The sequence below is a fragment of the Pseudoalteromonas holothuriae genome, from assembly GCF_945859825.1.
Taxonomy (GTDB): domain Bacteria; phylum Pseudomonadota; class Gammaproteobacteria; order Enterobacterales; family Alteromonadaceae; genus Pseudoalteromonas; species Pseudoalteromonas holothuriae.
This window is the reverse complement of the sequence record NZ_CAMAPC010000002.1, coordinates 223,805-249,634: the sequence shown is the minus strand read 5'-3', so window position 1 is coordinate 249,634 and position 25,830 is coordinate 223,805. Positions and strand designations below refer to the sequence as shown.

The following is a 25,830-nucleotide window of genomic DNA, read 5'->3' as shown; positions in this document are numbered from 1 at the left end:
TTCCATCACAAAGAATATACCATGTCAAATGTGTATTCCCCTTTTCTCGTTTTTAAAATAGAGGATAACCAAGCCGTGAATAGAGATAACGATGTTGATACTTTGCTGCATTACTTTTTTAAACCCACCCTAACACCAACCAAATACTTCTTAAACGACTTTAATGCTTAAATAAACGCTATTGTGGTATTTTCCATGCAAATAACCGCATTAAAATTTGACAAACCATCTAGCCATCTATACATTCACACATCTTTCATACCACTTGTATTATGCGCTCAAATATGTAAACAATGAATGCATAATAAAAACAACTATTTATTGATATGAGGTTTACATGTCAACGTCTGTAAACAAATTGGCAGCTAAGTTGTCACTGCTTCCTTTGCTCACCTTTGTGGTGCTATTTTTAGGTGCCGGCTTATACTTACAATCGCAAGGTGTTGATTATGCGTTTTATCAACTACCTGCGCCAGTTGCCATCTTACCTGCCATCGTTATCGCATTTTTAGTTAATAAAGCAAGCATTAACCAAAGCGTTGAAACGTTTATTAAAGGCGCTGGGCACAATAACATTATTACCATGTGTCTCATTTACCTCCTAGCTGGTGCCTTCTCTGCTGTAGCAGGTGCCACAGGTGGCGTTGATGCTGTGGTCAATGCTGGTTTATCGTTTATTCCTGCATCGTTTTTATTACCTGGCTTATTTTTAATTTCAGCCGTGGTTTCTACCGCTATGGGCACCTCTATGGGCACCATAGGTGCTATTGGCCCAATTGCGTATGCTGTGTCTTTAAAAACAGGTATTGACCCCGCGTTGATGGCAGGCACCATTGTATCGGGCGCTATGTTTGGTGATAACTTGTCAATTATTTCTGATACAACTATTGCCGCAACGCGCACGCAAGGCTGTGAAATGAAAGACAAGTTTAGAGAAAACCTAAAAATTGCACTCCCCGCAGCCGTATTAACCGTATGCTTATTAGTATTTTTAACACCCGAACCACAGGCAGTAGCAGCTAAACCGTTTGATTGGCTACTGGTATTACCTTATTTGTTTATTTTAGTGTTAGCGGTCGCTGGCATGAACGTATTTGTAGTACTATTTAGCGGTATTGTTTTTGCCGCAGCCATGGGGTTTGTTGGCGATTATCAAGCAGGCAGCTTTGTTAAAGACATCTACAAAGGCTTTAGCGATATGCAAGAAATATTCTTGCTATCAATGTTTATTGGTGGCTTGTCTGAATTTATTCGCATCAACGGTGGCTTAGATTACCTAGCGCAAAAAATACAAAAATTAACTGCAATTATTGCCAAATGGCATAGAAAAGTGGCTGATCAACTAGGTATTGCGGCATTAGTTTTAGTCAGCAATTTATGTATTGCTAACAATACCGTCAGCATTATTGTTGCAGGCCCAGTTGCCAAAAAGCTCGCTGATGATGGTAAAATTAGCGGTAAACGTTCAGCAAGTTTGCTCGATATTTTTGCTTGTGTAATGCAAGGATCATTACCATATGGCGCTCAAGCTCTATTATTGGGAGCGACTTTTAAAATCAGTCCTTGGGACGTGTCTACCTCCTCATTTTACTGCTTTATTTTAGCATTTACGGCTATTTCAGTTATTTGTTTGCGCAGAAATAAAGTCTAAAGCATACATTCACGCTTACCAATGCGCTCGCTTTTTGAGCGCATTGTCTATACTTCTTGTCAGTGACGCGCTCAATGCTATGGATACTGACATGAGATACTTTTATATAACCTTACTAAATATATTCTTATTCATGCTAACTCCTGTTTTGTACGCAGCAAATTGGAGTAAAACACAACTACATATTAATCATGGCCAGCTCGATAACCCATTTACAAAACAACAAGCAATGACCACTATTTATTCATTGCAGCACGCATCTGGTCACGATTTCGGCGATACTTTCTTTTTCATTGATTACCTTGATGACAACTTAATAGATGACTTTAACGATAGAGACTTTTACGGTGAAGCCTATGCCACTTTTAGTACTAAGGCGATGTTTGACTGGCAATATAATGTGTGGCATTTAAAAGATGTGGGTTTTGTGATGGGTATTAATGCAGGCGGCGATACTAAAGTTATGAAGTACTTACCCGGCATTAAGTTAAGTTGGGGGGTTCCCGGATTTAAGTTCTTAACTACGACTATCACAGGGTACTTTGATAACAACGGTGGGCTTAAAAAACAAGGCGCACCCCAAACTAACAATAGCTTTATGTTGGACTTAGCTTGGGGATACCCTTATCAGCTTGGTTCGCATAAGTTTTATTTTACAGGTCATGCCGAATATATAGGCTCGCGACGTGATGAAACAGGTAAATATGTGAATGACTGGATATTAGCGCAAATGATCTTTCAATGGGATTTAGGTCATACTCTAGGTAATAAAAGTGACACGCTAATGTTAGGCATCGAATGGCAAGTCTGGCGTAATAAATTAGGTACATCCGTGAATGAATCATCACCACAACTACACTTAGCTTGGACATTCTAGTTAACCTTAATCCAAGATAACAATAGCAAATAACCTCAGATGAATACTGCGCTAGAGCAAGGGTTCATTCAGCTTGATAAAAAAGAGTGAGCTTCGCTAAACATACTCTTTGCGGTGTAAAACTTCCTGCTTTAAATGATAAAACACTAACTTTAAACTGTTCAGTTTAAAGCTAAGCCCTCACTATCAAGCCACGGTAGTAACTCAAACTTAAATATAATTGCAACTGTTGTAATGTGCAGTAATACACATAAGTCATGTTTTGAGCTTAAATGAACAACATATATTGCAAGTTAAACTCAATTCACATCAGCAAAAATTTATGACTATCAAGGAGCATAGCAATGTCGCATATTACCTTTAAAACACCCACTTTTCTTGGTGGAGAAACTCTGCACGAGTACAGAGACCGTCAAATGTGTGAGCCGCGTTGGGCAAATGTTGTCCAAGGTGTGTCAAATCAAGACTTAGACAATAACTTTGAATTTTTAAATAATGCTGTTTTAAATCGCAGTGCCGATAAAGAACTACTACTGACTACCACAGGCTTATTTGGTCCAATTCGCTCTGGTACTTTGGTACATTTAGATAATCAAGCAAGCAATTTTGTTGTACAAAATAAGCGTGCCCCAATGAACCCTGAGGCAGACCTTATTACACGCCTTAACAGGCTACATAACGAACGTACAGGCTTACCACCAAGTAAAGAATGTGCACTGTGTGTAAGTGGTTTTTGGAGCGCTGTGACAGATGGCGCAGGAATAAACGGGTTAGATGGCTCCGCCAATGTATTTGGTAGCACTGGGCAGCTCATTTGTGATGTTGACGAATTAAGCTTTCCCTTACTCACTTATGGCTCCACTCCCAAATCACAACAAACATACTTAGATACCTTGGCCTATTTTGGTGGTATTTTGTTAGCACCAAAAGAAGAATTTGCACTTGGTTTTAATCAGGATTTATGGGGGATCCAATATGACCAAAAATTACCACAGTACATCACAGACTATCAATTTAGCGCAACTAAAGCAGGTGGCTTATTTGTTGAACATCACCCATTTCCACACATTTGGTTACCGGCACAAGGCAAAGATCGTGTCTTTGGCAATCACACTGTGTCTCGTATTTTACTGGGCCGTAAGCTTGATAGTACACATGAAGATGATTACTACCGAACAGTTACAACGCAGCAATACCACTTTAGCATGTTTGAAATTCCTCTCGATGGCAGCGCACTGGCCATTCGGCCACAATGTATACACAACGATAGCTTTACTGAAGGCGCACAAACTGTGTTTCTAGCTAATACTCCTGCCAATACAGTGGCTTTGCGCCATAGTACGCCTATCAAAAAAATGTCAGCCGGTGGCGTTTCAGTGTGGGATTTACAAAAATAAGATCAACTATATTAAATAAATGACCAGATATTGAGACAGAGAAATGGCTTAGTTCAAAGGCAAAAATTTCGGTATGTTGTGATTCTACATAAGTCATTTTTAACACAGTTAATGAGTCATTAGGTCGCTAGAATGATCAATAATTTAATAAAATTGGTATAGTTTTATTTGAGTACAGTTATTTATCTATCGAAGTAGTTATTTCATTCATTAACATACTTCAGTTTGTTTAGATGAAATATATTGAAATAGTATGAACTGAATATTGAATAAGATGGTGCCCGGGGCCGGACTTGAACCGGCACGTTCTTACGAACGAGGGATTTTAAATCCCTTGTGTCTACCAATTCCACCACCCGGGCATCGGGCTGCTTGCGCATGTGGAGATTTAATAAATGGAGGCGGAACCCGGAGTTGAACCGAGGTAGACGGATTTGCAATCCGCTGCATAGCCACTCTGCCATTCCGCCTTATTATCAAAAGTTTGGAGCGAGTAACGAGGTTCGAACTCGTGACCTCGACCTTGGCAAGGTCGCGCTCTACCAGCTGAGCTACACTCGCATCATAAATGCGCTGCTATTAGTTAGTACTATTTAAACAATAAACACGTTCAATTAGTTCATACTGAGTTGCACTCACAAACTTCTTCAATAAGGTGACCTGATATTTGATTGGAGCGAGTAACGAGGTTCGAACTCGTGACCTCGACCTTGGCAAGGTCGCGCTCTACCAGCTGAGCTACACTCGCATCATAAATGCACTATTTGAGTAAAATTATAAAAACACGATAATGATATTTATAATTGCTACCTAATTATACTCTCAATCAAATGGTGCCCGGGGCCGGACTTGAACCGGCACGTCCTTACGGACGAGGGATTTTAAATCCCTTGTGTCTACCAATTCCACCACCCGGGCATCGGGTCTGCAAAAGCATTAGATTGGAGCGAGTAACGAGGTTCGAACTCGTGACCTCGACCTTGGCAAGGTCGCGCTCTACCAGCTGAGCTACACTCGCATCACAAAGAGATAAATCTCTAATCCAAATGGTGCCCGGGGCCGGACTTGAACCGGCACGTCCTTACGGACGAGGGATTTTAAATCCCTTGTGTCTACCAATTCCACCACCCGGGCATCGGGTTGCTTTCGCATGTGGAGTGTTGAGATATGGAGGCGGAACCCGGAGTCGAACCGAGGTGGACGGATTTGCAATCCGCTGCATAGCCACTCTGCCATTCCGCCGTCATAATTAAAAATTGGAGCGAGTAACGAGGTTCGAACTCGTGACCTCGACCTTGGCAAGGTCGCGCTCTACCAGCTGAGCTACACTCGCGATTTTTAATTTAAAAGGCATGCTGCCCTCTCAACACGGACGCATTCTACAGAAGTTATAAAACGCGTCAACATAAAAAATGAATGTTTTTAATCGTTTGCTCAAAAATTATCTAAAGTGCTGCCATAATAAGCACTTCGAGTTAAGAATTAGTCAACTGCTCCTTAGCAGCATAGAAATAAGCTAGCATAGAAGTCACTGTGAGCAAGGTTGCAATAGCCAATAGTGCATAACTAATATTTACCATCCATGGCGCATATTGCCAAATTAAGCCAATAATCGCCAACATCTGTGCAGCCGTTTTAAATTTACCCATTGAGGATACCGCAACATTACCCCGCTTCCCTAACGCAGCCATCCATTCACGCAAAGCTGATATAACGATTTCACGACTAATAATGATAATTGCAGCAACCGTTACAAAGTGATTCTGGTAGTAAGTGGCTAACATAACTAGCGCAACACTTACCATCACTTTATCTGCAACAGGGTCTAAAAATGCGCCAAATGGTGTAGACTGATCTAACTTCCGAGCCAAATATCCATCTAAGATATCTGTCACCGAAGCAAGCCAAAAAATAAACGCAGCAGCAAAAAATGCCCATGAATAAGGCAAATAAAATAATACTGCAAATACAGGAATGAGTAACAACCTAAATGTTGTAAGCGTGTTTGGAATATTCCACATAACTACTTAGTGAGGTCTTTTTCTTTATGTTCGCATGAATGCTTAAGCTTTGTCATGCAAATGATTAAATATCTTTTCAGCCGTTTTCGGGCTGATCCCGGGTACTTGCTTTAGTTGATGAATGTTAGCAGATTTTACCCCCTGCATTCCGCCTAAATACTTCAATAACGCTTGGCGTCGTTTATGACCAACACCTTCAATTTCTTCCAGCATAGATTGGTTACGCTGTTTTTGTCTTTTGTTGCGATGACCCGCGATAGCAAACCGATGCGACTCATCACGAATATGTTGAATTAAATGTAAAGCTGGTGAGTCGCCATCTAAGTTAACCGTCCGTCGGCCACCATCAATTAATAGCGTTTCTAAGCCGGGCTTTCGACTGGTGCCTTTAGCAACCCCCACAAGTAATGGTAACTTATCTAGCGGCCAATCAGCAAAAAACGCTTCTGCTCGCCCAAGCTGACCTTTACCACCGTCAATAAAAATAACATCTGGCACCTTCGCTTCATCTTGTAACTTGATGTAGCGTTTATTCAGCGCAAAGTCCATTGCTGCATAATCATCCCCAGGTGTTATACCCGTTACATTATAACGACGATACTCTTTGTTATTGGGCCCTTGATTATCAAACACAACACACGATGCCACTGTATTTTCACCCATTGTATGACTAATATCAAAACACTCCATTCTTTGAATGTCGCTCAATTGCAGCGCCTCTTTTAATAATGCATATCGCTTATTTATAGAATCTTGTGCGCTTTGTTTTACCGCGATGCTATTTGCGGCATTTTTATTTGCCAGAGCAAGGTATTGCGCTCGCTCAGAGCGAACCTGAGCCCTTAATTGCACTTTGCGCTGTGCAATTTCACCTAAGGCAGTAGCAAGTTCGTCTTGTTCTAATAATGAAAACGGTAATACAACCTCTTTGGCTATACGGCTGTTTGTGCCACCGCTTAGATAATATTGACCGATGAAGGATGTCAGTATTTCATCCGCCTGAGAACCTTTAGGTACTTTAGGAAAGTAGGTTTTCGTCCCGAGTATTTTGTGCTCTCTGATCATGAGCATATGGACTGCACATAGGCCATTTTTCTGTACAAAGCCAATCACATCCATCTCAGCAAAATTACCAGCTACTGACTGCTGTTCCTGCATTTGCCTTAATAGAGCGATTTGATCTCTATGTTTAGCTGCAAGCTCAAAATTAAGCGCCATACTGGCATTTTCCATACGCACCACAAGTTTGGCTATCACTTGCTGAGACTTACCATTTAAGAACTGACGAACCATATCAACTTGATCTTGATATTCTTCATCCGATACTTTTCCTACACAAGGTGCGGAGCAGCGCTTTAACTGATGCTGCAAACAAGGTCGGCTGCGTGCACGGTAGTATGCATCCTCGCATTGACGGACAGGGAAAATCTTTTGCATCAAACGTAAACTTTCAGACACCGCTGCACTGCTGGGAAATGGTCCAAAATACTCCCCTTTATATTTTTTAGCACCACGGTGAAAAGCAAGCCGAGGGTGTTTATGCCCACTTAATAATATATAAGGATAAGATTTATCATCTCTGAGTAAAATATTGTATCGGGGTTGATACTTTTTGATAAGATTATTTTCAAGCAGTAGCGCTTCAGTTTCAGTATTCGTAAGCGTCACTTCGATATGGCAAATATTACTAACTAAAACACGGGTTTTACTGTCGGGTATATTAACGCGAAAGTAACTGGAGACGCGCTTTTTAAGATTTTTAGCTTTGCCAACATAAATTACCTGATGCTCATCGTCGTACATACGATATACACCAGGCTCAGTGCTTAGGGTTTTTAAAAATAAAATGTGATCAAATACAGCCATTAAAATGATAAATTAACGTGTGGTATCAATATCTATCATTTTATGACGAATCGCTAAATGTGTTAACTCTACATCGCCACCGACATTCAATTTTTCAAACATTCTGTAACGATAACTATTGACGGTTTTTGAACTCAAATTCAAACGCTCAGCAATATCCTGTGCTTTTTCACCTTTGGTGATCATCAACATGATCTGTAGTTCTCGCTCAGACAGTGACTGAAATGGATTTTCATCATTACGACCACTAAATTGATTTAATGCTATTTGTTGTGCAATTTCAGGCGCAATATATCTTTGCCCAGCGTTAACGCCTCTAATTGCATTAATCATTTCATCTGGGCCAGCACCTTTGGTCAAATAGCCATGGGCTCCTATCTGCATTACCTTACTTGGGAAAGGGTCTTCGCAGTGAACAGTTAATACAATAACCTTTACATCGGGACAATAGCGACAAATTTTCTTTGTTGCTTCCAAACCGCCAATACCGGGCATGTTCATATCCATTAACACAATATCTGGTTCGTTTTGGCGGCAAAACGTCACCGCTTCCTCGCCAGTTTTAGCCTCTCCAACCACTTTAAAACCACGTACATCGTCTAATATACGTTTAATACCTGTTCTCACAAGTTCATGATCATCAACTAAAAGTACGTTAATCAATAGCTCATCCCCTTACTGTTACCTTGGCCGTCATATCTCATCTTCATGACAGGCCAAGATTACCATATAAATATATAAAATTATAAATATTCACACACAAAAACCCAAATATTTACAAGGAAATTACGTCAATATGCTATCAGAAATACCTTTGAGTTTAGTGCAATATAGTATTCTATGCTCGTTGTGAAAAACGATTAACCCATAATGCAATAACACCATCACCAGTAACGTTACAGGCAGTACCAAAGCTATCTTGCGCTAAATAAAGTGCAATCATCAAAGCAACCGCAGCCTCATTAAATCCAAGCATTGTGGTAAGTAAGCCTAATGCCGACATGACAGCGCCACCAGGCGCGCCTGGTGCGGCAATCATCACCACGCCTAGCATAAATATAAATGGCAACATCTGTACTAATGAAGGTACTTCCATCGACGGCGACAGAAGCATTACCGCCATCGCGCACGTAACAATCGTAATTGTTGAACCTGAAAGGTGGATGGTGGCACATAAAGGCACTGAAAAATTAGCAACTTCGTCTTTCACACCATTTGCTTTACTTGCTCTTAGTGATACAGGAATAGTCGCTGCGCTAGACATTGTACCAATAGCAGTAAAATATGCTGGTAGCATATTTTTAATAAGAGTAATTGGACTGCGTTTTAACAACATGCCACTACCGACATAAAGAACGCTTAGCCAGAGCCAATGCATTACAATAGCAGCAACCAAAACAACCCCAAACGTGCTTAAAGTATCTGCTACAGTGCCGGCTACGGCCATTTCAGCGAATACTCCTGCAATATATATTGGTAATGCTGGAATAATCACCTTTGCCAATAAAGCATCTATAACATCTCGGCCTTGATCAACCACACCTTTTAACGTTGATAAATTTAATTGGCTTATCCCTACGCCAAAAATAAATGCGCTTGCTAAAGCTGTCATTACACCCATTAAAGGCGGGATTTCTAAATCGATATAACTTTGCACTTCAACCGTTGCAGCCACTTCATAGCCCACTGCGCCATCAAAAAATGGGATAAATGCGTTTACAAGTATTACAGCCAAAGTACCTGCTATGATCGTAGAACCATAAGCAAAACCAACAGTTTTACTTAATAAATGGCCTGAACCTTGCGGTAAACCTGCAATACCTGATGCAATAAAAAATAAAATAATTAATGGAATAGTAAAGCTGATCAATTGCCCAATAATAACCTTAGCGGTGTACAATAATTCAACCAACCCCATTGGGAAATAAAAACCAACTAAGATACCGCCTAAAATACCAGCAATAAGTTTAAGAATTAACGACATAATACTTCTCTCACTAAAATGATGCGTTGTTGTATCATGTTTTATAAACTGATTGCCACTAATGTATTCATTTGTCTGTAAATTGATGTAAAGCTAGCTATGCATAGGTGTATATGGATATTTCAATGAAAAATTGCATACTACTTTTTACAGTTTATAGTTAAGCCTATCTGTACCTTGCAAAAACAAGAAATAGACTGTTTCTAAACAAAAAACACAGCAAAGATCAGCAACCTCTAGTAGATAAGAAAAATTTCAGTATGTAGTTATTCTACACGCGTCATTTAACCCCTGAATGATCAATATTTTAATCAAATTAATATTATGCCCTTAAATCAATTGACCGCGTTTAACTGCTACCGATCGCGAAACGTTTGTTTACAATGATTGCATGATATTAAATAGTACTTAAATTATTTTGACAGTTTCAACAGTATGATACGCAATGCAATTTTAGCGTTAACTTCAGTTTTTATGACTGGTGTATACGCTACTGAACAAACTACTCCCATACCTTTTATCAACTCAAGCGCAACAATCGATGGGCAACTCAATGAACCTGTTTGGCAACAAGCAAAAAAAATAAGCATTAATAACATCACTTGGCCGCAAGAAAACATACCAAGCCCTGTTTCTACAACCGCATACGTATATGAAAATGGTCAGTCTTTGTTTGTCGCTTTCAAAGCTGATGACTCTGAGCCTGATCTTATTCGTGCTTTTTTCAGAGATAGAGACAGAGCATGGAACGATGATTTAGTCGGTATTAAGATAGACTCATTCAATCGTGGTCGAAGTGCATATCAATTTTTTATTAACCCTTTAGGTGTACAGCAAGACTCGATAGAAAATGAGCTGACTAAAAGTGAGAACAGCTCATGGAATGGTATTTGGGATAGTGCCGGCGTAATTCATAAAAGGGGTTATACCGTCGAAGTAGAAATTCCCTTACGAGTATTAAACTTTGATGACAGTCAACAATTAAAAAATATGGCTATGGAGTTTGTACGATTCTTACCAAGAGACCAGCGTCTGCGTTTATCGAATATGCAAATATCCCACGCAAATAATTGTTGGATTTGCCAAATGCCGACATTTACAGGTTTTGAAAAAGCCAAACAAGGTAATAATATCGCCATCATCCCCTCTATGGTGCTGAGCAAATCTCAAAGCCGTGACATTGATGGCAGTGATGTACCAGATTGGCAAGACGAAGACAAATCAGAGCCGAGCTTAGATTTAAAGTGGGCAATTACGCCAGATACCACCTTAAATGCAACCTTGAATCCTGATTTTTCACAAGTTGAGGCGGATACAGGGCAACTCAGCGTTAACAACAGTTTTAGCCTTTTCTTCCCCGAAAAACGTGCATTTTTTTTAGATAATGAGGATTATTTTTCTTCACACCTCAACCTCATTCATACCAGAAATATTGCTGCCCCCGACTTTGGCGTTAAATTGTCGGGCAATAAGGTAGGACACACTTATGGAGTTTTTATCACAAATGATGAGCACTTAAATGTGATGGTGCCTGGTAATCTAGGCTCTAGCGTGGTTTCTCTAGAACAAAAGAGCAACAACGCAGCCCTTCGTTATCGTTACGATATAAATGATGGCCTTTCTGTCGGCACAAGCGCCACATTAAGAGATTCACAAGATTACAAAAGCCAACTGGTGAGTATTGATACAAAATATAAACCAACAACCAGCGATACATTCAAAGTGCAGATATTGCGCTCTAACACTCAATACAGCAATATATTTGCTGAAGAATTGTGTGATGGCGACGAAGGTGACTGTGTTCATCCGCCCACTGAAGAATGCATGCAAGGGCAAGATTGTGATTTTAACGAATCAGTCTTAAGGGTGCTCCAGCAAGATAATTTAAATGGCCTAGGATACTTTTTAAATTATGAACACAACACCAAACATTGGCGTGCCTTCACAAGCTACCAAAACTACGATAGAGAGCTACGCGCTGACATGGGGTTTATGTCGCAAGTTGATTTTAATAAGTTTCTAACTGGCTTTGAATATCGCTGGTATGGCGAGCAAAATAATTGGTGGAATCGTGCGCGTTGGTATAGTGACTGGGATATCACACACAATGACAATGGCACATTAATTGAAAAAGAAGTACAAACTAATATAGCAATAGATGGCCCTCTTCAGAGCTTCATAGATGTTGGTGTTGAACATAGAAAACGTCGAGGGTTAAGACACAATAAAGCGAGCCTAAAAATACAAAATAATAGCCACCTATTCTCAGAAAACACGCTTTGGACTTATCTAGAATTCAAACCTGTATCTGGCCTTTTTGCCAGTTTAAACTTGCGTACGGGCAATAAAGTAGACTTAGCAAATAATCGAGTGGGCAATATGCACTTTGCACGCCCTGCCATTAACCTTAATTTAGGTAAGCATTTTGAAATAAACGTTAGGCACAGTTATGAAACTCTCAACGCTGATGGGGCAAAAGTCTATACCGCTAACCTATCCGACATACGTTTAACTTACCAGTTCAATATAAATAGCTATTTAAGAATTGCCGTTATCCATACTGATATTAATAGAAATACACAAAATTATATCGATGAAGTTGATGCACGCTACGAAGGCTTAAGTACACAACTTCTGTACTCCTATAAGCTCAATCCACAAACAGTGTTTTTTGCCGGCTTTACAGATAATGGTTATCAAGATGATGATTTATCGAAATTAACCAAGGATGAGAAAACTTTTTTTGCAAAATTTAGCTACGCGTGGTTAATGTAATGGAATAAAAAACAATTTTTATATTTCTTTTGGCTATAAGCAAATTTGATATATCTTATAGCCATTCTTTACTTCAGTTTTGTATAAAGCAAAGTAAAGTGTGACAATAAGTAAAACCTAGATCACCTAAGGGAAAACAATGTCTAAGATTTTCGCTGATAACAGCTTATCAATTGGCCAAACTCCAATTGTAAAATTAAACCGTGTAACTGGCGGCAACGTATACGCTAAAATTGAAGCTCGCAATCCAAGCTTCAGTGTTAAGTGTCGTATTGGTGCTTCAATGATCTGGGAAGCTGAGAAGTCAGGTCTTTTAACTCAAGACAAAGAGCTTATCGAGCCGACTTCTGGTAATACCGGAATTGCATTAGCTTTTGTTGCCGCTTCTCGTGGTTACAAACTTACTTTAACTATGCCTAACACCATGAGCCTTGAGCGTCGTAAGTTATTAAAAGCACTGGGCGCAAATTTAGTACTTACAGAAGGTGCTAAGGGTATGAAAGGTGCAATTGAAAAAGCTAACGAAATTCAAGCTAGCAATCCAGAGAAATATATTCTGTTGCAACAGTTTGAAAACCCAGCAAACCCAAAAATTCACTTTGAAACCACTGGCCCTGAAATCTTTGATGCAATGGAAGGTAAAGTTGATTATTTCGTTGCAGGTGTTGGCACGGGCGGAACTATAACTGGTACTACTCGCTATCTTAAAAATGAAAAAGGTTTAGATGTTAAAGCTGTAGCCGTAGAACCTTCTGATTCACCAGTGATCACGCAGACCTTGGCTGGTGAGGAAGTTAAACCTGGCCCACACAAAATTCAAGGTATCGGCGCAGGTTTTATTCCTGGTAACCTTGATTTAGAACTAATTGATGCAACCGAACTGGTATCAAATGAAGACGCGATTGCCATGGCACACCAACTAATGAAAGACGAGGGTATCCTTGTTGGTATTTCATCTGGGGCAGCCGTTGTTGCAGCTAAGCGTATCGCAGAAAAGCCTGAAAATGCCACTAAGAATATTGTGGTTATTTTGCCAAGCGCAACTGAACGTTACTTATCAAGCCCAATGTTTGCCGATGAATTTTCAGAACAAGAGCTTGTTCAATAATTCGTTGATAAATTAATAAACAACCGGCCTCGGCCGGTTTTTTTGTCCCTAAAATTTCATGGAAAAATTCTGCTACTTCTCTAAACTTAACCAATACACTGCAAAGCTTAGCTAAGATTTAATATGCGCATTATTCTAGCACTAATGTTAATACTTACAACCTGTTTAGTCACGGCGCAAAGTGTTGTGAATGTAGGCTATTTTAAAAACGCAACCTATCAACTTGTCCAAGGGAGTGAGTATAAAAATGGCTACTTATATAATGTTGATGGGCACAAAAAGATGCTGCGTATTGTCACGCTTGATTGGCCTCCTTACATAGGGCAAGCATTATGTAATAAAGGTTGGGTGTTTCAATTTACAATCGCATTGCTCACTGAGCAAGGCTACCCTGTGTATATTGAGTTTTTGCCTTGGGCTCGCGCGGTCAGGGAAGTGGAAACAGGCAAAGCAGATATTCTCATGCCAGAATATTATATTGAAGATTCAGCACCTTCAGACTATGTTACCGGTAAAACACGCAGAGAAATGCTTGCATTATCAAATTCATTTCCTGGTGGCGAAGTAGGCTTGTTAAAGCGCAAAGGTGACAAAGACCGTTTTGACGGTAATTTAAATTCTTTAAAAGGACAAAAGATTGGCGTCGTAAGAGGTTACCAAAATACACCGGAATTTGACGCCATGATGGACAATGGCGAATTTGTGATTGTAGAAGCGGTTGATGATTTACAACTTGTTAAGCTTCTGGTTGCTAAACGTGTAGACCTAATTATTGGTGACCCAAAAGTACTACGCTTTACCGTAAATTATTCTGACCTATCCAAGAGTATGAAAGTGAAGCTTTTGAGCAATATTGAAAACGAAACCAATATATTAAAATACAATCATTTATACTTTGCTCTAAGCAAAAAGGCACCACAATGGCGTCAAGTACTCGATGACATCAACAGAAGTTTGTACCAATTTGGTAACCAAGGAGAGACGCAAAGAATAATTGAAATGGGAAATTTAGAGTGCTTTTAAAAAAGCGCCTAACGACGCTTTTTTAAAACAGTAGTAAGTTAATCTCAGTTCTAGATAAGCGAATTTGCCCAATAAAGCTATTTTTCTCACTCTCGACGTTGCTTTCATTTGTAATAGCCCGCAATTACTGCATAAAAGCAACAGCGCCTTGATATTGAAAAAAATATTTTTTATGCCAAACCCCTTATCCAAACCTGAGGTTAAGTTAAAGTTCTGTTTGAACTTTCTTAAACAAATCTTGAATTGGCTCACTGGGTTCTTTTGTTGCCAAACTCACAACCACAATGGCACTGAGTGACACAATAAAGCCCGGCACAATTTCATAAATGATGGAACTTAATACTTGTCCATTAATAGTAATTGGCGCATAAATCCAAATTAATACCGTTGCAGCACCTGACACCATTCCAGCTAATGCGCCATAAAAGTTCATACGTTGCCAAAACAAACTCAATAAAACCAAAGGCCCAAATGCTGCACCAAAGCCCGCCCAAGCATTACTAACCAAACTCAAGATTGAGCTATCTCTATCATAAGCCAAATAAATTGCGAATAAAGCCACAACTACAACGCTTAAACGACCAACTAAAACCAACTCTTTGTCTGTTGCCTCTCTGTGTATAAAGATTTTATAGAAATCTTCCGTTAAAGAACTTGAACTGACTAACAACTGAGAAGAAATGGTACTCATGATGGCAGCTAAAATTGCCGCTAATAAAAACCCTGCAATGAGTGGATGGAACAATAATTGTGATAAAATTAAAAAGATGGTTTCAGGGTCTTCGACAACAATCCCCTTTTCTTGGGCATAAGCGGCTCCAAATAAGCCCGTACCAACGGCACCTAAAGCAGCAACAATCATCCAAGTCATACCAATGCGACGCGCTGTTGGCATATCCTTTACACTTCTTACCGACATGAAACGAACAATAATATGTGGCTGCCCAAAATAGCCTAATCCCCAAGACATCGCCGATATAATTCCAATAGCACCACCAGCACCAACCCAAGTTAGCATGTCTGGATTCATAGAATTTAGCGTGGACGATAACGGCGTATCAAGTAATGAATATGTAACAAGTGGTACTAAAATCAAGGCAATGAACATAATACAGCCTTGCACAAAATCCGTAAGGCTCACAGCTAAAAAGCCGCCAAATAATGTATACAAGACAACAACGCCAGTTGTTACGTACAGGCCTAGTTCGTAGCTCATACCAAAAGAGCTTTCAAACAACTTACCACCAGCGACAACACCAGAAGACGTATACAAAGTGAAAAATACAATAATGACCAGTGCTGATACAATACGTAAAGCATTGCCTTTATCTTCAAAGCGATTTGCAAAATAATCAGGTATAGTAATCGCATCACTGGCAAGCTCAGTATATACCCGCAATCGCGGTGCTACTAAAAAGTAATTAAGCCAAGCACCAATGACTAAGCCAATAGCAATCCACGTACTGCTAAAGCCAGTCACAAACATTGCGCCAGGTAAACCCATTAAAATCCAGCCACTCATGTCAGACGCCCCCGCAGACAAAGCAGCCACACTGGGAGGTAAATTTCGCCCCCCTAACATATAACCTGAAACATCTCCGGTTGATTTACGATAGGCGTAAAGGCCTATACCTAACATCACCACAAAGTATATGACTAACGAAATAATCGTGCCTAATTCCAAAGTTACCTCCTTCGTTATGAGCACCCTACTTAATGACAACTATCTAGCACACGCTTTTATTTTTATCATTAAAAAGAGAGCCTTATTTGTTTTGCTCGACTATAGCATGAATAACATTCACACCCCAGCATAGTAGCTCAAGCAATACACTCAACTTTTTACAATTTTTATGACACCAAAAGTGCAGTAGCAAGGGCAAACTAGCCACTCCCAGCTCACCTTCTTAAATGTAAACTTATAAAAGGTTAATTTTTCCCTCTTTATTAATCTAAGTATTAATGTACGAAATACAGGCGCCTTTTAGTGAGCACTCATTAGGTGCGACAATCTGTCACATGTAAAATTTCTGCCATATCGATAAAATTCTTCTCAAATTACTGAATGGAATATAAAAAATGAAAATAACTCTGCTTAGTGTTGCTTTGCTTAGTGCCTTGCAGTGTATGGCTGATGAAGATGAACTAGAGCACATTGTGGTAATAGCACCCATGCAATCGCCTTTATTGTTACAAACTGACCCAAAACTTCCAAGGCAACCCCTTCCCGCTCAGGATGGTGCAGACTTGTTATCAAGCATTACTGGGTTTTCTCTTATCAAAAAGGGAGCCGCAAGTAGCGACCCCGTTTTTAGGGGCATGGCAGGTTCACGTTTAAATATTATTACCGATGGTGGATTAACATTAGGGGGATGTGGTTCTAGAATGGACCCACCTACCGCTTACATTACCCCTCAAACGTATGACACACTAACCGTTATTAAAGGCCCACAGACGGTACTTTACGGTTCGGGAAACAGTGCCGCTACCGTTATTTTTGAGCGTAACCAACAACGGTTACAAAAACCTCAACTCCAAGGTTTTGCCAATGCAGTTGTTGCCAGTGCTGAGCGTCGTAGCATCAATGTTGATATCAAAGCGGGTACGCCTGATTATTATTTTCGTGTTGCAGGTAGCCACAGCCGTGCGGGTGACTACCAAGATGGAAACAACACCACTATCCACTCTAATTACAAACGCTGGAACGGCGATATGGAGCTTGCCTACACTCCGAGTGATGATAACATTATTAGCCTAACTTATGGCCGCAGCGATGGTGAAGTTGCCTATGCGGATCGTATGATGGACGGTAGCTTATTTGATAGAACCCACGGCGCAATTCGTGCACAATGGGCACTTAGCATAGGCGTCATCAACCATCTTGATGCACAGTGGTATTACAACGATGTCGATCACATCATGGACAATCACAGTTTACGCCAATTTAAACCCAACATGATGATGAAGCTGCCAACATCCGCCAACCCAGACAGGCGCTCTCAAGGTGGTAAAATAGTCTTTGATGCTCAACTTAATACGTCCAATACATTAAAATTTGGCTTAGATCATCTGCAAGACCGCCATAGAAATCGAAGCAGCATGAACCAGCTCAACAACCCAGTACAACTCATGCCGCGTAAAACCGATGGCGAATTTAAAAAGTTAGGTCTTTTTGGCGAACATGAGTTATCTCTTGGTGAGCATCAACAGATTATATCTGGCCTGCGTATTGATCGTTGGCAAGCGAAAGACTTGCGGCAACAAATTACCATGATGATGAAAAAAGCACCTAACCCAACAGCCAATACAACTCGTAAAGACACCTTATGGAGTGGTTTTACTCGCTATGCTCAACAGAGCGAAAATCGCAGTTACTTTATTGGCTTTGGCCATACCGAACGATTTCCTGACTACTGGGAGTTACTTGGTGGCAACCGTATGGCCATAAATAGTAGCAGTGCATTTAATACTAATGTAGAGAAAACAAACCAACTAGATTTCGGTATACAACACGCAAGTACTCAGTGGCAAAGTAACGTATCACTATTTTACAACCGTATCAGTGATTTTATTTTAACTGACAACGCTTATGGGCAAGTGGCTATGCAACGTAAAGTAACACGCAATATTGATGCTGAAACACTTGGCTTTGAGGCCGATATTAATTATCACTTAACCAAATATTGGCAAGCAGCAGCAAGCTTCAGTTATGTTCGCGGTAGCAACCTCACGGACCATATTGCGTTAGCACAACAGCCTCCTTTACAAATGCGCGTCACACTAGATTATGAACAAAAAACATGGCGAGTTGGCATGCTTTGGCACGTGGCGGCAGCTCAGCATCGGGTTGCACCGGCGCAAGGCAATATCGCAGGACAAGATATAACACCCACAAGTGGCTATGGTACTTTATCGTTAAACGCACAATATAACCTATCAAAAGGTGTTGATTGGAGCATGGGCGTAGATAACTTGTTTGATAAAATTTATGCACAACATTTAAGTAAATCAGGCTCGGCCGTGAGTGGCTATCAGCAAATAGACAAAGTGAATGAAGCCGGTTTGACCTTATGGAGCAATATAAACTGGCGCTTTTAAATCATCGAGTTTACACCGAAGCGCACGCTTGCTGATTTCGGTGTAATGCCTAGAGTATCGATCAGATTAAATTTTAATCTGATCGATACTCTAGGCATTAATTGTTACAATAGCGACCCAATTCACTTTATTAGCAATCAAAATGCATAACCAACAAGCACTCGTTGAAGCCGTGAATACAAAAATGCCATTTGGAAAACATGCCGGTATGCCCTTATTGTTACTTCCCGAACCTTATGTTGTTTGGTTTAAACAACAAGGCTTTCCTCAAGGCAAACTTGGTGAGCAGCTCGCTATGATTTACGAAGTAAAACTCAATGGTCTAGAAAAAATGTTGATGCCACTTTTAAAACATGACTAACGTTCATTATCAAGCTTATTTATTGGCGGTTTCACCATAGACTTTTTACCTAACAACGTCATAAATGCTTGCCTAAAAGGTTTGAGGTAAATCGCGGCTACTGAATCGTGCCCAGCATCATATCGGCCTACACCAATATTGATATTGGGTGCAGCAGATGCCTTAATTAAAGAACCATACATTCTATCCCAAATAGCCAGTGCAGACCCCAAATTAGTGTCAAAATGCTTAGGGTTATCGCTGTGATGTATTTGATGTTGTGCCGGACTAATTAGCCAACCTTCTAGCTTATCGCCCCAGCTAAAGCGAATATGAGAGTGGCGTAAGTTAGCCCCAAAGATATTAAATAAGAAAACGAATGCATTGGCACCCAGAATGTCAAACATACTTAGCCCTGTACCAAAAAAATGATAGCCAAACCCAACCACTAAGCCTTGCGTGAGTGCCATCCTGCATGCGTAGAGATAGCTTTCAACAGGGTGTGACCGATAAATAGTAAACGGCGTTAATACCTTTGCTGAATGATGTACTTTATGAAATTCCCAAAGGAAGGGCACTTTATGTAGTAATAAGTGCAACAAAAACCGAGTCAAATCATCAACAATAAACAGCATCACCGTAAATATCGCTATCACCGCAGTGTCTGACCAAGCCAGATGCAAGGGCTGGCCAAATCCCCACTCTAAAATATCTGTAGTCGCAATGGCCACAGGCACCATAGTCAGTACAATCGGCGTAAATAACGCCGCCTTCAACAAAACATTTGTGATCAGTAAACAATAATCCAGCTTTGCACTTTTACATAACCATACTTTTTTAGGTAACAAAAATGCCAAAAAACCACGTAGCGAACGCTGAGCTTGCGCGGCAAAATACACAGGTACTGCCATCACGATTGCAGTTAATAGATAGGGAATATAAATGCGCTTATTCGCATCGAGCAAATAATTGGGCAAAGAAATAAAACTCTGCCACATTTGTTCTAACATAGTATACCTCTAAAAAAGGGCCTACTGAGTGACCCTTAATTTATCCCTAGGTAATCAGCACAGTCATTAAAACTGATATTTATATCCTAAAGAAAGTTGACGAGGTTTGCCCGGGCGCGCACCATACGGACGACGGCTAACCACTTCATTTTCATCAAGAAGGTTATCTACTTTGGCATAAATACGGCCATACTCACTTAACTCGTAACTTGCTGACAAGTCAACAGTCACATTTGAAGGCACTTGTTCGCCTGCAAGCGGAATATTAACCGTTGTCCCAATGTTTGTATCTTGCCAGCTTACTCCTGCAGCTTCAGGCATTGAGCTAACATACTTCACGGCCATAGATAACTGCCAATCTTTCGCTACTAAACCAATATTAAAGGTTGCTTGGTGGTTAGGCAAATAAGGCAGTTCATCGCCTTTTTTAACCTCTCCCCACTGGGCGAACTCAGAGCGCAAATCATGCTGAAATTCACTTTTGGTGTAAGTGTAAACAAAGCCATAAGGAACTTCTAAATGCAAACTTAACGGGTAGCTTTGTGAGAACTGAGCCTCAACTCCGTATACATCCACTGCTCCACCGTTGAACTCTTGGTCTATTTGTGAATCAATACCACAGTTCGACTGACTACAACTTTCTTTTAAATTACTATAATCATTGTAAAAGCTAACTAACTCAAACTGAGTAATACCGTCATTAAAGCGACCGCCAAACTCATAGTTCACACTTTTTTCAAGTTTAATATCCTCTGTTTGAGCGGGTGACGATGGCACAAAACCTTGGTGTACACCAAACAGTAACCCCGACTCATCTGATAGCTTATAAAAGCCACTGATACCTGGCATCCAAATACGCGTTGTTTTATCTTGCCAATCTAGTGCATCTTTGTTGTTTTGGTAATGCATATCCATCAATTCACCGCGTACACCTATACCCAGTGTTAACGCATCTAAGGTAATTTGATCTTCCATATACACCGACCAAGCATCAGTTGCTTCGGTATCTAAAGTGGTAAATGCTTTAGCTTGGCCGGTATTTTGAGCACGGCCTGAACTCATCGCATACGTCTGCTCAAAGTGCTTACGCTCAATTTCATCTTCATGATAACGTACACCCACAGCGAGCTTATGGTCTAAGTCAAACAACTTGAACTTAATTGACGCATCCACTTGTATACCTTGTGAAAAGTATTCGCGGTCGTTAGTGCCCATGGTTAAAAAGATTGAGCTACGGCCTGCCTGTACCGAATCTTGCTGGCCTGAAATAACACCATATTCATCCGCATACTTAGTCGGGTTCGCCAAAATAGATGATAAAGAACCACTCGTATTCGTTAAGTTATTTAGCTTACGCCACGCTCGCTCATAATCGTTACGGTAAATACGTGACGTTACTTTAATATCATCATTTTCTAAGTAATGTGAAAACATCACTTGTTGATGTTCAGTATCCATTAAAGCATCTTGCGATGCTGCGTAACGCCGATATGGCGTACTTGCAAAGTCAGCATCCGTCAAACCTAAATAAGTTTCATCTGATTGCTCATCAGAGTAAGACAGCTTAAGTGCAAAGGTATGATCAAAGCCATTTGAACGCATCTTGTAGTTAAACTTGGCCAGAATATCGTTTTTGTTGAATCCGGTATCACCACCACCGTCAAGGTCTTTAAAACCATCGGCTTTTAGATTTACGCCTTCAAGTAAAAACCCAACATTGTTAACAACAGACCCAAAGTAGCCGTGGGCTTTTTGATAGCCATCACTCCCTGCCGACACATCTATACCACCTTCATTAAACTCAGGGATTTTACGCGTCACTAAATTAATGGTGCCTGCAACAGTTTGTGGTCCATATTTAATCGCGGCAGGCCCTTTAAAGACCTCCACCGCAGTCATACGGGTCGTGACTGGAAAATAGTAAGCTGCTGGCGCTGAATAAGGCGAAGGGCCAATCAATACACCATCTTCTAGAATTGTAATTTTCTTACTACGCTCAGGGGTTACACCTCGAAAGCCGATGTTAGGGCGCAAACCATAGCCATCCTCTTCACGAATGTTCACACCCGGTACGGAGGCTAAAATACGATGAATATCATCGTATTCGTATTTTTCTAGTTGCTCTTCACTTATCAATGTTGCAGAGCCCGCTTCAGTACGTAGTTTGTCATAGTGACTGAGTATTTGAATATGCTCTAATTCATCGTCACTATCAGCTGCGAATGCATTTGGCATAGCAACTGCTACTGCCAAAGCTAACAAAGATTTTTGCATAAAAGGCCCTTTAGTCATTATCACCTGCCGACGTTTTTGGAAGTTCTAGTGCAAGCTTATTAATAAAATCATTTTTAAGTTGATCGGTCACTACTTTTACTTTTTCATGTGTATTAGTCACAGCCGCTTGGTCATTAACCAACGTGGTTTGCAAATTACCTTCCAGCGCATTAACAGCCACCTTAGCATCAGCAATACCTTGTAACATAACTTGCTTTGTATCTGAGGCTTGTTGTTCATCTAAGAAATCATCAAACCCAGTTGCGGCTGCATCACCATTACCACCTAAAAACAGTTGCTCAAATGCGGTAATATTGGCTTTTATATTCTCAATAGAGTGCTTAGCATACACAGACTCCACCGCTTGCGGGCAAGCTTCTAAGCCGCAGCTATTAGCAAATAAGCCAAGTGGCGTCGCCAATTTGTAGTCTTTGAGTTCTTCGGTCATATAAAACAATGCATCGGAGATTTCATTGATGGCTTTTGTTTGCGTTTCAAATTTATTACCCGGTTGGCCCGCTGTTTTTAATACCTCACTGTAGCCTTGCTCACCACTCCACTGATTTAATAACGTTTGCGCAGAGTGACTTAAATCATTAGCAACTTCTACTGCAAATTGACAACGCGCCACTTTGCGTGATTGCTCATCGCGAGTATTCCAATTAGCTAAAATGTCACCTGCGGCAACACTGCTACAGCTATAAGCCAACTCATCGTTAAACAACAAATACTCACTGGCATCTAAACCACGACGTTTGTCTGAACGGTTACGAATGTTATAAGCAACACCATTAATCATACCTTGCTCAAAAAACACCACATCTTGGTCAACACTACAGGTGCTGGCATTGGGCCAAGAGTAAATGTCATTACGCAATGACTTGTCGTTCTCTAAAAGCGGACCAACGACCATCAACTCAGCATGTTGCCAGCTAACCATTGTTTCACGCCATGCGTCTTGTGCAGCTAGCTTTGCTTCATCCCTTGCAGCTTTTTGGGCTTCATCTTGCATGCTTGGGTCAAAACTCGTTTCTAAATCACAGTACGCTTTAACTTGTGCAGGTAAAGATTGCGCCTTGTTTGCAAATGCTTCAAAGGTTGGCGTAATTACATTATCGGTTAAGCTCACTAACAACGCTTGTTGATCAAAGCTAATAGTGCCATTGTCTTTGCTGTCAGAAAAGTTCTCGCCGGTTGAGCTTGAGGTACTCTCACCACAACCGCTTAGCAATGCAGCTAAAGTGCTTGCTAACAATAAAGGTTTAAATGTTGGTGCCATCAATCGCCTCTTTTTATTCGATTTTAAATACAACAAAAGGCTAGCCTCGAAAAGCTAACCTTTTTGATAGTTTATCTGTGAGTAAATTACCAGTTAGTAACGACTTCACCGTCAAAGCTATAAACTTGCTGTAAAATATCACGCGCTTGCTTAAGCTCAACAATATAAGCTTCTACGTCCGCCTGTTCACCCACTACTGGCTTGTTACCCATTAACACATGCATTTGCGCAAATTTACCCGCATTTGCCTCTGCATTGAAAGGTGATTCTGGGTTAAATTGCAAATTAAGTGCAAAGCCTTTCATTTCAGACCAGTGCTTAGCTAATGTTACAAACTTATCAGCTTCATAGGTACCCACTTTCATCTGTTCCAGATCAGCGATGGTATCATTAATGTAGTGAACAACTGTGGCTGAGATAGACTTTTCCCATGCTGCCGTTGCAGCAACTGCATAGCCTTTAAGTTCAGTTAACTGCTCATCAGTAAGCTCAGTGCCTACATTATCAGAAATTAACTTACGACCGGCAAAAAATGCATTAAAGGCATCTGCACTGTAGTCAGTTTTTGCATCATAGTCTTTAGAGCCTAAATCACGCTTCGCTGCATTGGTAGAGTTGCCAAAATTGTACTCAGCATTTAAATCAATTTTGCCATCAGCATTAAAGTCGTTGTTCCCTTGCCAGTTTTCACGACCGCCTTTAGCGGCTACTTCTTCATCTGTGTAACTTAGGTAGTTACGAGCAGCACCAAAGTAACCAAAACCTTCATCCCATTGATGCTCAAGGTTTGTATATGCTTTATCGTCGAGAATGTTACTGGTTTTAAGTCCTTTGCCCTGTGTTGCATCATCTAGGTAATCATCAGCACCTTGAGAAAATGCCACCGCACCATATAAAAACTTTTGCGTTAACTGTTTAAGGTCAACACCCTCAGCGGTTACGTAATGCGTTTCTATTTCTTTACCATTTGGCGTTTGTACAGTAGTTTGCTGCACACGCTCTACAACTTGTGCAATTAAAGCGTTCATTAACCCTTCAGGCGTGTTTATTTCAAGACCAGCCCACCCTTCAAAACTTGCACCATCGTTCCAATCTTTGTGTTGGCCCGTTGCATCATTACCTGCAATTTTACCGCTTAAGTCTTTATGGCTTCCTGAAATGTCAGCCAGTGTTGCTTGTTTTGCATCTTGTACGATTGATAATGACATAGCATTTGCGATGGCATCATAGTCGCCATCTGAAATTTTATAAAACTTGTTTAATTGCGCAAGTAATGCATCGGCAGTCATGGTCTGTGCATCAGTTGCTAAGTCACCACCAATATAGTTATACAATTCTTTAATTAGCGCATGACGTGCAATTTGGCCTGAGTAAGATACGCTTGAATCACCTGATTCAGCATTTAAAAAGTCATAATCTTTTGCATCAGTTACATCAAATGTCACAGCAGCAGAGAACGTATTGTTGGCACTGTCTGTGACAGTTACATCAACAGATACTTGTGGCTCGGCTTCAAAGTTTAAAATAACTGATGGCTTAAGTACTAAAGATGTTGCATCAATCAGAAAACGCTCATCAGCAGTGGTAAATGTGAATGTTTCATCCGAGTCAGCATCTGTTGCAGCTAAAGTACCAATAACTTGACCCGCTACGTTTTCATTTACTTGCGCTTGTGCTGTTAATGCAATCGCTGTTGGTGCTGAGTTGGTAGGCGTGGTAACCGTGCCATTATCACCATTATTATTTGAATCGTTACTGCTTGAACTTGAACCGCCACACGCGGTTAAACCCAATGTTGCAACTACAATAGAAGTGGCCAGAAGAGACTTTCGTAAAACCATCAATGATTTCCTTTGAAAATAATTAATATTTGTATTTCTTATCTGGAGTGAAAGTATACACATATCTAAATGACAATCAATATTATTTGCGTTGCCAGTATAAACTTATCACGCTTTGTAGGTAATATATTGGCGTTATGTAAACAATCATTTTTTTTCATTTTAGGTAAATCACAATCAGGCAGCGCTCTGCAAGTAATTCAAACGATTTAGACTGGTGTAGCCAAGCTGTAAATGAAGTATAACTTGAGCCAACCAATAATTAGCAAAAGCGAAACAATCAATA

At 40.4% G+C, this 25,830-nt stretch carries 18 protein-coding genes and 9 tRNA genes; 9 read left to right on the top strand and 18 right to left on the bottom strand.

Going from position 1 to position 25,830, the window contains the following annotated elements; genetic code table 11:
• Positions 1–21 precede the first annotated feature (21 nt).
• From OCI93_RS03440 to OCI93_RS03425, 4 genes are all read left to right on the top strand, one after another.
• Positions 22–171, top strand: a complete 150-nt coding sequence (locus tag OCI93_RS03440) for a hypothetical protein (RefSeq protein WP_261593412.1) — start codon at positions 22–24, stop codon at positions 169–171.
• Positions 172–337: 166 nt separating this feature from the next.
• The gene (locus tag OCI93_RS03435) at positions 338–1,651 is read left to right on the top strand and encodes a Na+/H+ antiporter NhaC family protein (protein ID WP_261593411.1); all 1,314 of its coding nucleotides are present in this window, start codon (positions 338–340) and stop codon (positions 1,649–1,651) included.
• 91 nt (positions 1,652–1,742) lie between these two features.
• Positions 1,743–2,528, top strand: coding sequence for a nucleoside-binding protein (locus OCI93_RS03430; RefSeq protein WP_261593410.1), 786 nt, complete (start codon positions 1,743–1,745; stop codon positions 2,526–2,528).
• A gap of 344 nt (positions 2,529–2,872) precedes the next feature.
• Positions 2,873–3,925: a hypothetical protein gene (locus OCI93_RS03425; protein WP_261625778.1), complete on the top strand. Its 1,053-nt coding sequence runs from the start codon at positions 2,873–2,875 to the stop codon at positions 3,923–3,925.
• A gap of 275 nt (positions 3,926–4,200) precedes the next feature.
• Here OCI93_RS03425 and OCI93_RS03420 read toward each other — a convergent pair.
• The 13 genes from OCI93_RS03420 to OCI93_RS03360 form a co-directional block, all read right to left on the bottom strand.
• Positions 4,201–4,287 (bottom strand) — tRNA-Leu (locus OCI93_RS03420).
• Between the two features lie 34 nt (positions 4,288–4,321).
• Positions 4,322–4,395: transfer RNA gene (locus tag OCI93_RS03415), tRNA-Cys, on the bottom strand.
• A 15-nt stretch (positions 4,396–4,410) separates the two neighbouring features.
• Positions 4,411–4,486, bottom strand: a tRNA-Gly gene (locus OCI93_RS03410).
• A 111-nt stretch (positions 4,487–4,597) separates the two neighbouring features.
• A tRNA-Gly gene (locus OCI93_RS03405) sits at positions 4,598–4,673 on the bottom strand.
• An 83-nt stretch (positions 4,674–4,756) separates the two neighbouring features.
• Positions 4,757–4,843 (bottom strand) — tRNA-Leu (locus tag OCI93_RS03400).
• A gap of 24 nt (positions 4,844–4,867) precedes the next feature.
• Positions 4,868–4,943 (bottom strand) — tRNA-Gly (locus tag OCI93_RS03395).
• Between the two features lie 29 nt (positions 4,944–4,972).
• Positions 4,973–5,059, bottom strand: a tRNA-Leu gene (locus OCI93_RS03390).
• Positions 5,060–5,093: 34 nt separating this feature from the next.
• Positions 5,094–5,167 (bottom strand) — tRNA-Cys (locus OCI93_RS03385).
• Between the two features lie 15 nt (positions 5,168–5,182).
• Positions 5,183–5,258, bottom strand: a tRNA-Gly gene (locus tag OCI93_RS03380).
• A gap of 142 nt (positions 5,259–5,400) precedes the next feature.
• Positions 5,401–5,946: a CDP-diacylglycerol--glycerol-3-phosphate 3-phosphatidyltransferase gene (gene pgsA, locus OCI93_RS03375; RefSeq protein ID WP_261593407.1), complete on the bottom strand. Its 546-nt coding sequence runs from the start codon at positions 5,944–5,946 to the stop codon at positions 5,401–5,403.
• Positions 5,947–5,988: 42 nt separating this feature from the next.
• Positions 5,989–7,812 (bottom strand): excinuclease ABC subunit UvrC, encoded by a 1,824-nt coding sequence (uvrC, locus tag OCI93_RS03370; protein ID WP_261625777.1) that lies wholly within the window; start codon positions 7,810–7,812, stop codon positions 5,989–5,991.
• Between the two features lie 12 nt (positions 7,813–7,824).
• On the bottom strand, positions 7,825–8,475 hold the full coding sequence (gene uvrY, locus OCI93_RS03365; protein ID WP_261593405.1) for a UvrY/SirA/GacA family response regulator transcription factor: 651 nt from the start codon (positions 8,473–8,475) through the stop codon (positions 7,825–7,827).
• 175 nt (positions 8,476–8,650) lie between these two features.
• Positions 8,651–9,796 (bottom strand): dicarboxylate/amino acid:cation symporter, encoded by a 1,146-nt coding sequence (locus tag OCI93_RS03360; RefSeq protein ID WP_261593404.1) that lies wholly within the window; start codon positions 9,794–9,796, stop codon positions 8,651–8,653.
• 474 nt (positions 9,797–10,270) lie between these two features.
• Between OCI93_RS03360 and OCI93_RS03355 the strand changes: the two genes are divergently transcribed.
• The 3 genes from OCI93_RS03355 to OCI93_RS03345 all read left to right on the top strand — a co-directional run bounded on the left by OCI93_RS03355 (position 10,271) and on the right by OCI93_RS03345 (position 14,702).
• Positions 10,271–12,571 (top strand): carbohydrate binding family 9 domain-containing protein, encoded by a 2,301-nt coding sequence (locus OCI93_RS03355; protein ID WP_261625863.1) that lies wholly within the window; start codon positions 10,271–10,273, stop codon positions 12,569–12,571.
• A 139-nt stretch (positions 12,572–12,710) separates the two neighbouring features.
• On the top strand, positions 12,711–13,679 hold the full coding sequence (gene cysK, locus OCI93_RS03350; protein ID WP_261593403.1) for a cysteine synthase A: 969 nt from the start codon (positions 12,711–12,713) through the stop codon (positions 13,677–13,679).
• A 123-nt stretch (positions 13,680–13,802) separates the two neighbouring features.
• Positions 13,803–14,702: a substrate-binding periplasmic protein gene (locus tag OCI93_RS03345; RefSeq protein WP_261593401.1), complete on the top strand. Its 900-nt coding sequence runs from the start codon at positions 13,803–13,805 to the stop codon at positions 14,700–14,702.
• A gap of 205 nt (positions 14,703–14,907) precedes the next feature.
• Here the strand turns inward: OCI93_RS03345 and putP are convergent, their stop codons facing one another.
• Positions 14,908–16,386 (bottom strand): sodium/proline symporter PutP, encoded by a 1,479-nt coding sequence (gene putP / locus OCI93_RS03340; RefSeq protein WP_261593400.1) that lies wholly within the window; start codon positions 16,384–16,386, stop codon positions 14,908–14,910.
• A 395-nt stretch (positions 16,387–16,781) separates the two neighbouring features.
• On the opposite strand from putP, the gene OCI93_RS03335 reads away from it, so the two are divergent.
• Both OCI93_RS03335 and OCI93_RS03330 read left to right on the top strand, forming a co-directional pair.
• The gene (locus tag OCI93_RS03335) at positions 16,782–18,800 is read left to right on the top strand and encodes a TonB-dependent copper receptor (protein WP_261625776.1); all 2,019 of its coding nucleotides are present in this window, start codon (positions 16,782–16,784) and stop codon (positions 18,798–18,800) included.
• 142 nt (positions 18,801–18,942) lie between these two features.
• Positions 18,943–19,161, top strand: coding sequence for a DUF3820 family protein (locus OCI93_RS03330; protein WP_261593397.1), 219 nt, complete (start codon positions 18,943–18,945; stop codon positions 19,159–19,161).
• Here OCI93_RS03330 and OCI93_RS03325 read toward each other — a convergent pair.
• The 4 genes from OCI93_RS03325 to OCI93_RS03310 all read right to left on the bottom strand — a co-directional run bounded on the left by OCI93_RS03325 (position 19,158) and on the right by OCI93_RS03310 (position 25,544).
• Positions 19,158–20,150, bottom strand: coding sequence for a sterol desaturase family protein (locus OCI93_RS03325; RefSeq protein WP_261625775.1), 993 nt, complete (start codon positions 20,148–20,150; stop codon positions 19,158–19,160). The genes OCI93_RS03330 and OCI93_RS03325 overlap by 4 nt on opposite strands.
• Positions 20,151–20,216: 66 nt before the next feature.
• Positions 20,217–22,442 carry a TonB-dependent receptor family protein gene (locus tag OCI93_RS03320; protein WP_261625774.1) on the bottom strand — a complete coding sequence of 742 codons (2,226 nt, stop codon included), beginning with the start codon at positions 22,440–22,442 and terminating at the stop codon, positions 20,217–20,219.
• Positions 22,435–23,703 (bottom strand): imelysin family protein, encoded by a 1,269-nt coding sequence (locus OCI93_RS03315; RefSeq protein ID WP_261593392.1) that lies wholly within the window; start codon positions 23,701–23,703, stop codon positions 22,435–22,437. The genes OCI93_RS03320 and OCI93_RS03315 overlap by 8 nt, the downstream gene beginning before the upstream one ends.
• An 86-nt stretch (positions 23,704–23,789) precedes the next feature.
• Positions 23,790–25,544 (bottom strand): DUF4856 domain-containing protein, encoded by a 1,755-nt coding sequence (locus tag OCI93_RS03310; protein WP_261593391.1) that lies wholly within the window; start codon positions 25,542–25,544, stop codon positions 23,790–23,792.
• Positions 25,545–25,830: the final 286 nt, after the last annotated feature.

Excerpts from the sequence above, each read along its gene's own strand:
- OCI93_RS03440 (WP_261593412.1), top strand. The coding sequence starts at position 22 with ATGTCAAATGTGTATTCCCCTTTTCTCGTTTTTAAAATAGAGGATAAC.
- OCI93_RS03435 (WP_261593411.1), top strand. The coding sequence starts at position 338 with ATGTCAACGTCTGTAAACAAATTGGCAGCTAAGTTGTCACTGCTTCCT.
- OCI93_RS03430 (WP_261593410.1), top strand. The coding sequence starts at position 1,743 with ATGAGATACTTTTATATAACCTTACTAAATATATTCTTATTCATGCTA.
- OCI93_RS03425 (WP_261625778.1), top strand. The coding sequence starts at position 2,873 with ATGTCGCATATTACCTTTAAAACACCCACTTTTCTTGGTGGAGAAACT.
- pgsA (WP_261593407.1), bottom strand. The coding sequence starts at position 5,946 with ATGTGGAATATTCCAAACACGCTTACAACATTTAGGTTGTTACTCATT.
- uvrC (WP_261625777.1), bottom strand. The coding sequence starts at position 7,812 with ATGGCTGTATTTGATCACATTTTATTTTTAAAAACCCTAAGCACTGAG.
- OCI93_RS03360 (WP_261593404.1), bottom strand. The coding sequence starts at position 9,796 with ATGTCGTTAATTCTTAAACTTATTGCTGGTATTTTAGGCGGTATCTTA.
- OCI93_RS03355 (WP_261625863.1), top strand. The coding sequence starts at position 10,271 with ATGACTGGTGTATACGCTACTGAACAAACTACTCCCATACCTTTTATC.
- cysK (WP_261593403.1), top strand. The coding sequence starts at position 12,711 with ATGTCTAAGATTTTCGCTGATAACAGCTTATCAATTGGCCAAACTCCA.
- OCI93_RS03345 (WP_261593401.1), top strand. The coding sequence starts at position 13,803 with ATGCGCATTATTCTAGCACTAATGTTAATACTTACAACCTGTTTAGTC.
- OCI93_RS03335 (WP_261625776.1), top strand. The coding sequence starts at position 16,782 with ATGAAAATAACTCTGCTTAGTGTTGCTTTGCTTAGTGCCTTGCAGTGT.
- OCI93_RS03330 (WP_261593397.1), top strand. The coding sequence starts at position 18,943 with ATGCATAACCAACAAGCACTCGTTGAAGCCGTGAATACAAAAATGCCA.
- OCI93_RS03325 (WP_261625775.1), bottom strand. The coding sequence starts at position 20,150 with ATGTTAGAACAAATGTGGCAGAGTTTTATTTCTTTGCCCAATTATTTG.
- OCI93_RS03320 (WP_261625774.1), bottom strand. The coding sequence starts at position 22,442 with ATGACTAAAGGGCCTTTTATGCAAAAATCTTTGTTAGCTTTGGCAGTA.
- OCI93_RS03315 (WP_261593392.1), bottom strand. The coding sequence starts at position 23,703 with ATGGCACCAACATTTAAACCTTTATTGTTAGCAAGCACTTTAGCTGCA.
- OCI93_RS03310 (WP_261593391.1), bottom strand. The coding sequence starts at position 25,544 with ATGGTTTTACGAAAGTCTCTTCTGGCCACTTCTATTGTAGTTGCAACA.